The sequence below is a fragment of the Saonia flava genome (genome assembly GCF_011927795.1).
Taxonomy (GTDB): domain Bacteria; phylum Bacteroidota; class Bacteroidia; order Flavobacteriales; family Flavobacteriaceae; genus Saonia; species Saonia flava.
This window is the reverse complement of record NZ_JAATJJ010000002.1, coordinates 641,725-655,687: the sequence shown is the minus strand read 5'-3', so window position 1 is coordinate 655,687 and position 13,963 is coordinate 641,725. Positions and strand designations below refer to the sequence as shown.

Genomic DNA, 13,963 nt, shown 5'->3' with positions numbered 1-13,963 from the left:
TCATTTCATCGATTAAGTGCCTAATTTATAGGTTAAAACATACTAAATAGAGCTTGTGTGAGTTATACTATAGATTGTAGTATAATGTTAGCCCTAAATCTATGCGAACACTCATTTGTTCTATCTGTTGCTTATTCCTATTTGCCCTTGGAGTAAATGCCCAAAATTCACCAGATTGTAGAAGTGCCATACCCGTTTGTGCAGATGCACCCATTATTTCATTTGCCGATGGTGGAGGCGATATAGATGATTTTGACCCAGATGTCATCCGGCAGACAGGTTGTTTGGAAAAAGGAAGCGTAAGTTCCGCCAATATAGAAAACAATACATCTTGGTATGTTTTTAGAGCAGGCACTGATGGTCAAGTAGGATTTGATATTGAAGCCCTTAGCGATACCGCTGAATGGGATTTTGCCGTTTATGGACCGGATGTAGATTGTGGTGATATAAGTAATGGTACGGCTCAACCCATTCGTTGTAATTACGAAGTAAATACTACATCTTTTACGGGATTGGGAATCAACCCAGAGGACGGTCGTGTGGGAGCACCATTTGTAGTGGGTAGCCAAAATACGTATGATGAATATTTAGATGTAATACAAGGGGAGATATACTTTATTCTTATCAATAATTTCAATACCAATTTTAATGGGGACCCAGAACCCTTTTCATTGACTTTTACGGGTCAGTCTGTAGAAGACGATCAAGACACGGCATTGGATTGTACGCTTAGGGATGAATTTTTAGGATTGGATATTGTTGCCTGTGAAGGAGATCCGGATATTGTATTAAGTGCATTGCGTTCTCCTGCAGGACCAGCTATTGCCAATGTTATATGGTCTGTAGATTATGAAGATGACGGTACTATTGACCAAGTTTTAACGGGCAGCGGTCCATCTGGTGCAGAATTGGTAGTAACTAGTCCTAATTCTGGGCGCTATTTCGTAGAAATACAAACCACCTTGGCCACCGTTATAACAGATGATATTCTAATAACATATTACGGAATTCCCGTTTTGGATAGGGTAGATATATTGGAAAATAACCTATCCACTGAGGTAGATCAAAATGATATTGAAATTATAGTGGATGGAGATGGGGATTATGAATACGCCATTAATGGAGGTGAATTTCAGGATGATACCATTTTTCTAGATGTGCCTCCTGGTATAAATACTGTGATTATAAACGATAAAAATGGATGTGGAACAACTGAACCTATTGAGTTCTTGGTTGTTGGTTATCCTAAGTTCTTTACACCCAATGCAGATGGTTTTCATGATGCTTGGAATGTGCAAGGGATAGAAACTCTCGATGCCCCTGTTGTCTTCATTTTCGATCGCTATGGAAAGTTGCTTAAGCAAATAGACGATACAACTATTGGTTGGGACGGTACTTTTAATGGTAGGCCCATGCCATCATCAGATTACTGGTTTAGATTTGAATATGGAGAGGACGAACAGAATGATGGTATTATAGTGGCAAAAACATTGCGAAAACATTTTTCCTTAGTTCGATAAAAAACAAAAAACCCACCAATTGGTGGGTTTTTTGTTTGCAAAATTTTATTCCTAAAAATTAAGGGTATAGCTTAAAGTTACATTTGTATTAATATTGTCTATTAAAGCTGTTGAGGTTATTCCTGTATCAAACAACTGTTTATTAATATCTTGTTCTGTTCTGGTTATGGAAAGATCTAATCTATTTCCACCAAAGCTATATCCAATACCTCCAGAATATCCCATTAAATCACCAATCATTGTTTCATTTGCATAGGGGCTTTGTTCAAAACGATGCCCAAGCCTTAGGCTTACGGCGTCTATTCTATATTCACCACCGACCCTAAAAGTGGAGACTGCCCCTAACTGATTGGAAATAAAAGTGTTTTCAGAAGCAAAGCTAGGATCACTGCTTGGGCGTAATTCTGCCTTTGACATATCTTGGTACCCATAATCAAAACTCAGAAGTCCCTTCTTCCCAAAAATTATAGCGGCACTACCATTTAGTTTGCTTGGCGTCTTTATTTTGTATGGCGCAAATAGGTTTATAATTCTAAAATCGATGAAATTAATATCGCTGTCCGCCAAATCGGAATTGATCCTTTGTGATGTGTCATCTGTTAATCTGTACCAAGTTGGAGATTGGTAGCTACCACCAATTCTTACATTGTCGTTTAATTTGGCAATCCCCCCAACACTAAAAGAGAATCCATCACCTTCTGTATGCAAAAGATTGTCAAAATGAGTGAATTGGATTTCTGATGCAGTATCATAACCTGTTTCTCTATACTGGGTTATTTTATCATATAAGATTGAGTGGAAGTTCATGGAAGCTCCCAAATAAAGATTTTCCTGATATTGCCCCCCAAAATTCACTGTAAACTTACTATTGTAGCCCGATGTAATTTGTGAAAACTCTTGGTTTACACTGCTGTACTGTGCATTGGAAATATAATCTGTATTATTATTGTCATCTACATCAACGGGGTCAATAATTCCTCCAAAATAACCTAGAAAAGCTTGTTGTTCCGTAAATCCAAGACTGGAACCTATATCCAAATAGGCTTCTTCTATAAATTCTCCGTCCCTTAATAACAAATCCCCAAAAGGAACTCCTTGGGCATAATTAAGAAAGTAATTGTCTATTCCCTGTGTATTGTTTCCAGAAACAAAATAATCATCGTCAAAGGACTGAACCATGTCATAATTTATTGCCAGTGCTAATTTTTTCCAGTCAGAATCATCTCTGCTTTTAAAAACGAACACACCACCAGCTTGATTAATTTCCAGTGTATTAAGCACTGTATTATTGGTGGTGTTGGAATAAATGGCATCATTGTTTCTATTAAAGTTGGTGCCAGATATTGTAAATTGGCTATTATTGAATACCGCTGATCCAGCGGGGTTTATATTTAGGGCCGAAAGATCACCGCCCAGTGCGCCAAAAGCACCGCCCATTGCTTGAAAACGTGCCGTTCCCTGTAAGTTTTCTGTACTGTATTGGAGTACTTCATTAATATTCTGCGCACTTAAGGACGCACATGCCAATACCATTATGAAAGTAATCTTTAGTTTCATTTTGCAATTTTTTTAGGGTTTTGATTGATGGTTTTTAATTTCGTCTTCCTCCACTAGATGATGATCTACCACTACTTCCTGATGACCTACCACTGGATGAAGACCCTGAACTTCTATAGCTTCCACTTGATGAGCTTCTGGAAGGACTGGAACTTCTGTAGCTACCGCTACTTCTTGAAGAACTATTGGAACTTCTATAACTACTACTCCTTGGAGAGCTACTGCGACTACTTCTGTATGTGCGGTTATTAGTGGCTGGAGTTCTAGAACTTCTATAGGTTGAGGTTCTAGGTGTTGTGCTTCTAGATGTTGAGTATCCATTTCTGGTTCCCGTAGATGTCCCGCTTCTATAACCACTTGTTCTTGGTGTTGTGCCGCGATAGGTTTGGCTAGATCTGCTACTGCTGTTATATCTGGGAACTGCTCTGGTGCTTCTACTGGCTCTATAAGCTGAATTTCTTTCGACGCCATCCACACTTACCGCTCGTCTGCTTGTTGTTCCCGTTCTGTAATTTGTATTAGGTCTTGCAGAGGTCGAACTTCTGTTTATGTTGGAACGTGTTCCAGTAGTCCTATATCTGGATGTATTTAAATTGCTTCTTAATGCTGGATTTGACCTTCCTCTTAAAGAATTTGCCGCGATTGCATTTCTGTTATAATATCCTCTTCTGCTATTGTTATAGGCATAATGTCTTGATCTATTATAATAGGGGTTGTAGGCGTATCCATAATAATTTCTCCAGCCATATCCATTGAACCATGGGTTGTAATAGCCATAATATCCCCATCCCCAATTGTTCCATCCCCAGTTGTTCCATCCATATCCATAATAACCCGGATATCCCCAATTGTTCCATCCCCAATTATTCCATCCCCAATTGTTCCATCCCCAATTGTTCCATCCCCAGGGTGTGCCATAATCATAGAAACCAAAACCTAAACCACTATGGATGTTTATGCTAACAGATGTTGAATTATCTCCCCAACCTGCATATCCATTATAATCGTTTTCTGAACTAAAATAATCTTCTTTTTGAGCTACGGCCAAACTATCAGTTTCTGCTTCACCATAATATCCATCGATATCAGTAAAAACCTCACTATCCAATATTTCATCATATTCATTTGCCCTTTGCTCAAAGTAATCACCATAAGGGTCAGCCTCTTTTTTTTGAGCCTGTATCTCTGGATTATGTCTGCTTTCAACGGCTACTTCATTTTCGCGGTTAGAGTAGATACCATCATTGTCATAATAGGAGGCTTGTTGGTAAGAACCACAAGAAGCCACTAAAAAGCCCAAAAAGGACAATAGAGTGTATGTTTTAATATTTGTTGGGATGTGGGATTGTATCATCATATTAAAATTAATTGTTGAACATTTTAAAAATAGTTAGTTTTACCGAATTATTTATTAATAAAGTCACAAGTTTTGTGCCAAACTTACAAGGATGGGTAAAAATTTAACCAGTAGAAGTGAAGATTATTCCAAATGGTATAATGAATTGGTGGTGAAGGCGGATTTAGCTGAAAATTCAGGAGTTAGGGGTTGTATGGTCATAAAACCTTATGGATATGCTATCTGGGAAAAGATGCAGGCTGGCTTGGATAAAATGTTTAAAGAAACAGGTCATGAGAATGCCTATTTTCCAATTTTTATTCCAAAATCCTACCTTAGTAAAGAAGCCAGTCATGTAGAAGGTTTTGCTAAAGAATGTGCCGTGGTTACACATTATAGACTTAAAAATGCAGAAGATGGTAGTGGGATTATTGTGGACCCTGATGCCAAGTTAGAGGAGGAATTGATTGTGAGGCCTACTTCGGAAACCATTATATGGGACACTTATAGAAAATGGATTCAATCCTACAGGGATTTGCCCTTATTAATTAATCAATGGGCCAATGTGGTACGTTGGGAAATGAGAACCCGACTTTTCCTTAGAACCGCCGAATTTTTATGGCAAGAAGGGCATACGGCACATGCTACAGAAAAAGAGGCTATTGAAGAAGCGGAACAAATGATGCACATATATGCAGAGTTTGCAGAAGAACATATGGCGGTACCGGTAATAAAAGGGGTAAAGACGGAAAGTGAGCGTTTTGCAGGAGCTATTGAAACGTATTGTATTGAGGCATTAATGCAAGATGGAAAAGCTTTGCAGGCAGGGACTTCGCACTTTTTAGGTCAGAATTTTGCCAAGGCCTTTGATGTTAAGTTTGCCACCAAAGAAGGAAAACAAGAATATGTATGGGCAACTTCTTGGGGTGTTTCCACAAGATTAATGGGAGCACTTGTAATGACCCATAGTGATGATAATGGCCTGGTCCTGCCTCCAAAACTAGCTCCTATACAAGTTGTAATTGTCCCCATTTATAAGGGAGAAGAACAATTGGATGTTATATCGGAAAAAGTGAATCCATTAGTGAAAGAGCTACGTTCCAAGGGAATTTCTGTTAAATATGATAATAGGGATACGCATAAACCTGGATTTAAATTCAATGAATATGAATTAAAGGGTGTCCCGGTTCGTTTGGCGATTGGTCAGCGAGATTTGGATAATGGAACATTTGAGGTGGCACGTAGGGATACTTTGGAAAAAGAAACGGTAAAAGCAGAAGATGTTGTTTCTAAAATAGAATTTTTGATGGACGATATTCAAAAGAATATTTATCAAAAAGCAGCGGATTATCGAAAAGAGCATATTACGGAGGTGAATTCTTATGATGAGTTTAAAGCAGTTCTAGAAAGTAAGGGAGGATTTGTCTCTGCCCATTGGGATGGTACTGCCGAAACAGAAGACCGTATAAAAGAAGAAACAAAAGCAACTATTCGCTGTATTCCATTGGATGCTAAAGAAGAGAGTGGAAGTTGTATGGTTACGGGAAAACCATCAAATAAAAGGGTATTATTTGCTAAAGCATATTAAAACAAATAAAAAAAATTATATAGAAGTTGCAATAGTTAAAAATAGTTGTATTTTTGCATCCGCAATTATGTAAATAATGGCCCGTTCGTCTAGGGGTTAGGACGCCAGGTTTTCATCCTGGTAACAGGGGTTCGATTCCCCTACGGGCTACAAAACATAGGATTTAATCCTATTTTAAAAAGTAACAAAAGAAAGAATGGCAAATCATAAGTCAGCATTAAAGAGAATCAGAAGAAACGAAGCGGTACGTCTACGCAATAGATATCAGCACAAGACAACTCGTAACGCAATTAAGAAATTGCGTGGTGAAGAAGATAAGAAAGCTGCTGAGGCTTTATTGCCAAATGTTGTGGGTATGATAGACAAATTGGCAAAACGTAAGATTATACACGCCAATAAAGCTGCCAACCTTAAAAGTAAATTGGTAAAGAAAGTAGCTGCTCTATAGGTTTACTACTATTCCAGAAAGCATAAAAACGCCCTTCATTTGAAGGGCGTTTTTTGTTTTTATATCTTTTTAGAAACTAGTTTTCTGTTTTTCATTTTTATAAAACCTATAATAATAAGTATATACATGACAATTATTAAAATGCGTTGTATGTGCCTAATATATGGGGGTTCTACAATATTGAAAAGTGAATCAAAATAGCGTTTTATTTCAATTGGGAGGTATCCAATAAAAAAAATGAGCAGACCACAACTTATCCAGAACAATAAATCTTGCTTCATGGTTTTTTTGTGTGAATAGCGAAGTTTAGAAAAATATAAAAGAATGCAAACAATTAAAAACAGGCCTCCGTAGACATAGGTTAGGATTTGAGTAGATAACATCGGATTTTGTAGGTAGAGATTTAAAATGCAGACAAAAAAGAATAGGGTTCCGCCAAATAAGACAATTCTCTTGTGCTTCTCATAGTTAATGTATGACCAAAAAACGTAGTAAAAGTAGGGGAAGAAAATAAGGTCATAAATATTATAAATTATAATGTTGTAATGGGAAAAACCTTCTCTGCTTATTAATTTAAATTCTGGGTACGTGAAAATAAGATATCCCAAAGTTTCATTTAGAAATGTGTATAACAGAATAAACGGTAGAAACCGCAGAGGAGTGTCATGGTACTTGGGAAGATATATCATGGATGTAAAAAAGGCTACTGCGTATATTCCCAGCATTGTGTAAGCCAAAAAAGTTCCCAAATCTAAAGTCATAAAAAAATCAGGAGTATTCAATATTCCTTAAAACTAACCCTATTCTAAAATTTATCTATATATGAGCCTTTTCATTCTTATAAAACCAATGATTATTAGAGAGTACATTATTATTATTAGGCTGAAATGTAATGGCCTGAAAAAGATAGGCTCGGTTGGCATTTTATTAAAATTATAAATAGTATATCTACAAAAGGTTAAAGGTAAATACCCAATAAAAAAGGTTGCGTACCCTAGTCCAATCCAAGACAAAATATCATAACTGTCAAAATAAGTTAGGCCTTCTTTTTTTCTGCTTTTAAAGTAAAGTCCAATACAAACTATTAAAATAACTCCTCCGATAGAATCAGCCAGAATTAGAGAATCATAAAAGAAATTGGAATATGATGCATTAATAATATTACTGATTAAAAACACAATAGCGCCGTAAAATACATATCTTTTATAGGTTTTGTATTTAATAAATTTACGAAAAATTGAATACAGGTATAAATAGGTGATTAGACTGTAAATATTAAATATTAAATGATTGTTGTTATAGTAGAAATCATTCAAATACAAACTAAATTCTTTAAAGTGCCAAATAAAACCTCCTAATGTTTCAGTCACCAGTGTGTAAAGTAACATGATCGGAAAAAACTTTAGGGGACTACTGTAGTATTTAGGATACCTATATACAGAAAGCGTAAAGGCAACTAAATATAACAGTAGAAATGGAAACTCTTGAAAAAATGATATGATTTGGTCTAAGTTCAAAAGTACATATTATTGGTAGTCCGAATTAGGTGGTGGGCCTTCTGTACCTCGATTCATTGTTAAACTTTGCTTTGCAAAATAAGTGGGATTTTTAGATGGAGTTGGTAACATGGAGGCGTAAGCTTTTTTTGTGGTTGTATCACCAGCACTTCCCATTCCTTTTTCTTTACCGGAACCACTAATGGGCATCGCGGTTTTGGTACCATCGGCTGCTACTTCAATATAAAAACCTTGGTTGTAGTTAATTCCTTCAAACTGAGTGGTGGGTACAATAAATACAGTATTTTTTCCAGATTTCTTACTCTTTTTATACTTTCCAAAATAAAATCTAAGGGTTTTGACCTCTGTACTATCAGCCAAAGCGGCCTCTTGCTCTACATAGGCTATATATTGCTTTATTGAATCTAAATCGTATTCTACAAAACGTGCTGCAGGTTTTGCAGCACCTTCAATACCTTCTAATAATGGAACAACATTTCTGTCGTAATCATCATATAGATTTTTGGCCTCTTCGTTGGTAATTATTTGTTTGGGAGGATCGACTTCCGCAACTTCTTCTTGGGCAGGTGTTTCCTCATTTTTTGGGTCTTTTACTTCTTTACAACCTATTAGATTAAAACTTAAAATGGATAGGCAGCATAAGGATAGGATTAACTTTTTTACATTTTTCATAGGTATGGTTTTTAATAGTTTAAAATAGTGTTCTCTACAAAATGAGGGGATTTTGAGGTAATTAAATTACCTATTATACGGTTGTTAAAAAAATATTTTTTGGTAAAAACGATGAAAAAAGCCCCAATGGATATCCATTGGGGCTTTAAATTAACTTAGAAAAAGTTTTTAATTGTTCATAGTCATTAAGAACTCTTCATTGTTTTTTGTCTGTTTTATGCGCTGTTCCATAAATTCCATGGCTTCAACAGGATTCATGTCTGCCAAATACTTTCTCATGATCCACATACGTTGAATGGTGTTTTCATCCAACAACAAGTCATCTCTTCTTGTACTGGACGAGGTAAGATCAATCGCTGGGAATATTCTTCTATTGGATATTTTACGATCCAATTGCAGTTCCATGTTACCGGTTCCTTTAAATTCCTCAAAGATTACTTCATCCATTTTGGAGCCTGTTTCTGTCAAGGCAGTGGCAATAATAGAAAGTGAGCCACCATTTTCAATATTACGTGCCGCACCAAAGAAACGTTTTGGTTTGTGTAGTGCATTGGCATCCACACCACCACTCAATACCTTGCCAGATGCCGGCTGTACTGTGTTATAGGCACGCGCTAAACGTGTAATGGAGTCCAATAGTATAACTACATCATGACCACATTCAACAAGTCTTTTTGCTTTCTCCAATACAATGTTAGCCACACGAACATGTTCGGTAGCTTCCTTGTCAAACGTTGAGGCAACCACCTCGCCACGTACATTACGTTGCATATCGGTAACCTCTTCCGGACGCTCATCAATCAATAATATAATTTGATAAACCTCTGGATGGTTGGCAGCTATGGCATTGGCAATATCTTTTAACAACATGGTCTTACCCGTTTTTGGCTGGGATACGATCATACCACGTTGTCCTTTACCAATAGGCGAGAACAAGTCCATTATCCTTGTTGAAATGGTACTTTGCCTTTCGGCCAATTTAAATTTTTCTTTAGGAAATAATGGAGTTAAATGCTCAAAAGCAACACGGTCGCGAACTACTTGCGGATCCAGGCCATTGATTTTAGCTACTTTAATCAATGGAAAATATTTTTCTCCTTCTTTTGGGGGTCTAACGTTGCCCAAAACAGTATCTCCTGTTTTTAATCCAAACAATCTTATCTGGGACTGAGAAACATAAATATCATCAGGGGATGATAAATAATTATAATCGGAAGAGCGTAAGAAACCATAACCGTCTTGCATAATATCCAAGACACCTTCGCTTTGGATGATACTATCAAATTCAAATTCAGGTTGTTTGTATTTATTCTTTAGATCCCGGTCAAAATTACTGTTCTTTTCCTGCCTTCCCTTATTCTGATGTTGAGGTTTTTTAGGATTTTGATTTTTTTGAGAACCGCTATTTCTGTTACCTTCATTCTTAGCTGGTCCACTAGTATTGGATCCATTCTGTTGGTGACGTGGGGTTCTACTATCTGGCTGGTTACTTTTTGCAGGTGCCTCCTTTTTTTCGGTGGCCTTTTGCTCTGTAGTATCAGGTGTTTCCTTTTTGTCAGCGGTAACCCTTGGTTTTCTCGGTCTTGGAGTGGGTTTGTTTCTTGGAGCTTTATCCTCTGTTGCAGTAACTGGGGCAACAACGGCCTCAACTACTTTAGGATTGGAGGCCTGTAGGTCCAAGATCTGGTAAACCAAATCCAATTTTTTTAAATTTTTGTATTTAGGTACATTTAAACCCTTAGCAATTTCTTGAAGCTCTGGTAGCTTCTTTGTTTTTAAATCTGAAATTTCAAACATTAAGTGTTGAATAAATTAATACTTGTATAGAAAATTTTGAAGTGTATTGTTATACGGATATTACGGGGGAATGTTATTCCTCTAGGTAAGTGTGTTAACTAATAACGTAACAATATTACAAATTATTTTCATAATTACATGGATATTTTTTAAAAAGACGCTTATTTTTGCACTTCAAACAAGAATTGGGGATGCTTCAAAGAGTGCAAACGGTTTATTTAGTGGTGGTGGTTCTATTGGGAGCTTTACTTCCTTCTTTTGTTAGCCTATGGACGGATGTAAATGATGTAGTTGTATTTGCAAAAGATACTATACTGGTTTCTATAGCGTTTTATGTTTCCGCCGCATTGGCAATTGTGGCCATATTTTTGTTTAAAAACAGGAAAAACCAATTTGTTGTGAACAGATTGAATATGATATTGAATCTTTTTTTACTAGGATTTTTCGTTTACCGATCACTAAACTTATCTGGAGAAAGTAACATTTCTGAGAAGGGTATTGGGATGTTGATTCCTGTATTTTCTATCGTTTTTTTAACTCTGGCCAACAGAGCTATTAAAAAGGATGAAGATCTTGTAAAATCTGTTGATCGCTTACGTTAAACCTAACATCTTAGTAGTATTAGTGCGCAAAAACCCGGGGTTGTTCCCGGGTTTTTTACTTTTTAATCTTTTTTGAAATAGTTGTATCTGTTATTTTTGAGTTGACCAAAATAGTATCTCCTAGGCTGTAGCCCTTAATATCTTCTCTTGCCATAGGGATGCTAATTGTATTATTTCCTATACTTATTGATACATTATAGGATTCTCCTTTTTCCTGAATGCCTTTAATTGTTCCTTCTAGCTTAACAATGTCAACCCTTCCTTGTTCAAAAATCTGGGAGGGAGCACCAGATTTTATTATTTCACCATTTCCTAGGACATACACCTTGTTGGAAAGTTTTACTATTTCTTTGATATCATGACTTATCAATAGAATGGTGCACTTGTTTTCTTTATGGAATTTTAGAATGAAATCTTGAAGTTTTATTCTCATGTTATTATCCAATGCAGATAAAGGCTCATCTAACAGTAAAATAGAGGGTTTTTGTACCAAAGCCCTAGCTAGGCTAACACGTTGCTTTTGTCCCCCAGAAAGCATGTCTGTTTTTTTATCTTGCAATTCACCCAATTCCATTTCCTTAAGTAAATCATCTATCTCTTTCTTGGTTTGATGGTTTTTTAGGGCATACTCCAAATTTTGCCTAACGGTCATGTTAGGAAAAAGCGCATGATCTTGAAATGCAAAACCAACCTTTCTATCCTGAGGTTTTATATTTATTTTTTTGGATTTATCCCACCAGGTGTCACCATTTGCCACAATGTGTCCATCATCAGGAGAAAGCAAACCCCCGATCATTCTAAAAGTAGACGTTTTGCCAGCACCGGACTCACCATAAAAGGTAGAAATTTCACCTTTGGGAATAGATAAATCTATTTTTAGTTCCATTTTTCCATTTGGTGTGTTCAGGTTTTTTATAAGGCGTAACTCTATCATTTTTTTAGTCCTTTAAATGCACCATTGTTAGACAGGTACACGGTGAGTAAAATGATGAAAGTTATAAGTAACAAAACCAAAGAATACCAATTGGCAGTATCATAATTTAATGCTTCCACTTCATCATAAATGGCAATGGAGGCCACTTTTGTTTTCCCCGGAATGTTCCCGCCAATCATTAAGACTACCCCAAATTCACCTATTGTGTGGGCAAATGCCAAGACCAGACCTGTTCTAATAGATGTCTTAATATTGGGTAAAAGCACTTTGAAAAGGGTGTTGAGTCTAGATTTCCCCAAAACATAAGATGCTTCTTTTAAGTTTTTGGGTAGGCTTTCCAATCCAGATTGTATAGGCTGTACCATAAAGGGCAAACTATAAATTATAGAGGCGATGACCAATCCTCCGAAAGTAAAAATGAGCCGGATGCCAATAAATTCATCTAGCCAATTTCCAAAGGCGTTAGATGGGCTAAAGGCAAGCAGTAAATAAAACCCCAATACGGTAGGGGGCAATACCAAAGGCATGCTTACGAACGTTTCAATAAGGGGTTTTAATTTGGATTTGGAATAGGCCAGCCAATAGGCTATGGGAATACTGATAACCAATAGAACCAATGTGGTAATCAGTGCCAGCTTAAAGGTTAAAAATAGTGGTTCCCAATCTATCATTTGGATGTTTCTTTTGTGTCTACCGGAACCGAATATCCGTATTTTTCTAATGTTTCTTGGGCCTTCTTTGAAAATAAAAAATCGTAAAATTGTTTGCTTTCTTTTTTTAGGGAACTATTTTTAAGAAGAACTATTCCTTGGGAAATAGGTTCATAGCTTATATTAATAGGAACCCAATAGCCTTTTTCTTTTAGGTTGGGAGATAAAACAACTGATTTAGCGGTGAAACCCATATCAGCTGCACCGGACAGAATAAATTGATTTGTCTGGGAAATACTTTCACCATAAACCAATTTATCCTCTACCTTGCCATAAAGCTTCATTTCTTTAAGTACTTCCACAGCAGCTAGCCCATATGGTGCCGTTTTGGGATTTGCAATAGCTATATTCTTAATACTATTGTTCGTTAAACTATCAAGATTTGGATTTTTATGTGTTGTTGACCAAAGCACTAATTTTCCCAAAGCATATATACTGGGTTTGGATTCAGCAAACCCTTTTTTGTATAGCTCATTCGGATATTTTATATCCGCTGACACAAAAACATCATAGGGAGCTTTTTCCATAATCTGAGCGGTCAATTTTCCAGATGAACCCACAATTATGACACATTCTGTACCAGTTTGCTCTTTGAAAGACCGGGTAAGTTCTTTCATTGCATATTGCATGTTGGAGGCGGTAGCAATGGTGAGCGTATTGCTTTTGTCTTCTTTGCAATTTAGAATCAGAAAGAAAAGTAATAAAAAACTGATTTTTATGGGTATTCTCATTACTTTTTACCTAATTCAATAATTTCTAGGTTTTTTATTTCTTCCCCATCAATATCAAAACGGAGCATAGTGCGTACTTGGTGAAAGCCATATTTGCCACAGGCTCCAGGATTCATATGCAATAACCCCAGTTTTTTGTCCCACATTACTTTTAAAATATGGGAATGCCCGCAGATGAACAATTTAGGTGGATTTTTGGCAATTTCCTCTCTGACCCTAATATTATATTTATGTGGATACCCGCCGATATGGGTTATCCAAACATCTACCCCTTCGCAAAAAAAACGATTGTCCAGCGGAAACTCCATTTGAATTTTATGGTCGTCAATATTGCCATGTACCCCCCTTATTGGCTTCAATTTTGCCAATGCATCTGTAACTTCTAAAGTGCCAATATCACCTGCATGCCATATTTCATCTGCCTGAGCGGCATATTTCAAAATGGTTTTGTCCATATGGCTATGTGTATCAGAAAGTAATAGGATACGTGTCATAAAACTTAAAATATGCTTAAATATGGAAATGCGTCCTTTCTTTTTGGAAGGATTGGG

Annotated in this window: 13 protein-coding genes and 1 tRNA gene; 6 read left to right on the top strand and 8 right to left on the bottom strand. The window is 36.6% G+C overall.

What is annotated here, in order from left to right; all coding sequences use genetic code 11:
- Positions 1–101 precede the first annotated feature (101 nt).
- Positions 102–1,520, top strand: coding sequence for a T9SS type B sorting domain-containing protein (locus GGR42_RS15085; protein WP_167965740.1), 1,419 nt, complete (start codon positions 102–104; stop codon positions 1,518–1,520).
- 51 nt (positions 1,521–1,571) lie between these two features.
- On the opposite strand, the gene GGR42_RS15080 is transcribed toward GGR42_RS15085, so the two are convergent.
- Together GGR42_RS15080 and GGR42_RS15075 are read right to left on the bottom strand one after the other, a co-directional pair.
- Positions 1,572–3,077, bottom strand: a complete 1,506-nt coding sequence (locus GGR42_RS15080; protein WP_167965738.1) for an OmpP1/FadL family transporter — start codon at positions 3,075–3,077, stop codon at positions 1,572–1,574.
- 34 nt (positions 3,078–3,111) lie between these two features.
- Positions 3,112–4,434: a hypothetical protein gene (locus GGR42_RS15075; RefSeq protein ID WP_167965736.1), complete on the bottom strand. Its 1,323-nt coding sequence runs from the start codon at positions 4,432–4,434 to the stop codon at positions 3,112–3,114.
- Positions 4,435–4,525: 91 nt separating this feature from the next.
- Between GGR42_RS15075 and proS the strand changes: the two genes are divergently transcribed.
- The 4 genes from proS to GGR42_RS15055 all read left to right on the top strand — a co-directional run bounded on the left by proS (position 4,526) and on the right by GGR42_RS15055 (position 7,181).
- Positions 4,526–6,001, top strand: coding sequence for a proline--tRNA ligase (gene proS / locus GGR42_RS15070; protein WP_167965734.1), 1,476 nt, complete (start codon positions 4,526–4,528; stop codon positions 5,999–6,001).
- A 78-nt stretch (positions 6,002–6,079) separates the two neighbouring features.
- Positions 6,080–6,151 (top strand) — tRNA-Glu (locus GGR42_RS15065).
- Positions 6,152–6,197: 46 nt separating this feature from the next.
- On the top strand, positions 6,198–6,449 hold the full coding sequence (gene rpsT / locus GGR42_RS15060; protein WP_167965731.1) for a 30S ribosomal protein S20: 252 nt from the start codon (positions 6,198–6,200) through the stop codon (positions 6,447–6,449).
- 588 nt (positions 6,450–7,037) lie between these two features.
- Positions 7,038–7,181 carry a hypothetical protein gene (locus GGR42_RS15055; protein ID WP_167965728.1) on the top strand — a complete coding sequence of 48 codons (144 nt, stop codon included), beginning with the start codon at positions 7,038–7,040 and terminating at the stop codon, positions 7,179–7,181.
- Between the two features lie 794 nt (positions 7,182–7,975).
- On the opposite strand, the gene GGR42_RS15050 is transcribed toward GGR42_RS15055, so the two are convergent.
- Both GGR42_RS15050 and rho read right to left on the bottom strand, forming a co-directional pair.
- On the bottom strand, positions 7,976–8,638 hold the full coding sequence (locus GGR42_RS15050) for a hypothetical protein (RefSeq protein ID WP_167965726.1): 663 nt from the start codon (positions 8,636–8,638) through the stop codon (positions 7,976–7,978).
- Between the two features lie 168 nt (positions 8,639–8,806).
- Positions 8,807–10,435, bottom strand: a complete 1,629-nt coding sequence (gene rho / locus GGR42_RS15045) for a transcription termination factor Rho (RefSeq protein ID WP_167965724.1) — start codon at positions 10,433–10,435, stop codon at positions 8,807–8,809.
- Between the two features lie 191 nt (positions 10,436–10,626).
- Here rho and GGR42_RS15040 point away from each other — a divergent pair, with 191 nt between their 5' ends.
- The gene (locus GGR42_RS15040) at positions 10,627–11,037 is read left to right on the top strand and encodes a DUF4293 domain-containing protein (protein WP_167966419.1); all 411 of its coding nucleotides are present in this window, start codon (positions 10,627–10,629) and stop codon (positions 11,035–11,037) included.
- A gap of 55 nt (positions 11,038–11,092) precedes the next feature.
- On the opposite strand, the gene GGR42_RS15035 is transcribed toward GGR42_RS15040, so the two are convergent.
- Genes GGR42_RS15035 through GGR42_RS15020 form a run of 4 tightly spaced genes read right to left on the bottom strand, consistent with a single transcriptional unit; the run spans position 11,093 to position 13,906 of the window.
- Positions 11,093–11,971: an ABC transporter ATP-binding protein gene (locus GGR42_RS15035; RefSeq protein WP_167965722.1), complete on the bottom strand. Its 879-nt coding sequence runs from the start codon at positions 11,969–11,971 to the stop codon at positions 11,093–11,095.
- Positions 11,968–12,642: a molybdate ABC transporter permease subunit gene (gene modB / locus GGR42_RS15030; protein WP_167965720.1), complete on the bottom strand. Its 675-nt coding sequence runs from the start codon at positions 12,640–12,642 to the stop codon at positions 11,968–11,970. Before modB ends, GGR42_RS15035 begins: the two co-directional genes overlap by 4 nt.
- Positions 12,639–13,412, bottom strand: coding sequence for a molybdate ABC transporter substrate-binding protein (modA, locus tag GGR42_RS15025; protein WP_167965710.1), 774 nt, complete (start codon positions 13,410–13,412; stop codon positions 12,639–12,641). Before modA ends, modB begins: the two co-directional genes overlap by 4 nt.
- Positions 13,412–13,906, bottom strand: coding sequence for a metallophosphoesterase family protein (locus GGR42_RS15020; RefSeq protein WP_167965708.1), 495 nt, complete (start codon positions 13,904–13,906; stop codon positions 13,412–13,414). Before GGR42_RS15020 ends, modA begins: the two co-directional genes overlap by 1 nt.
- Positions 13,907–13,963: the final 57 nt, after the last annotated feature.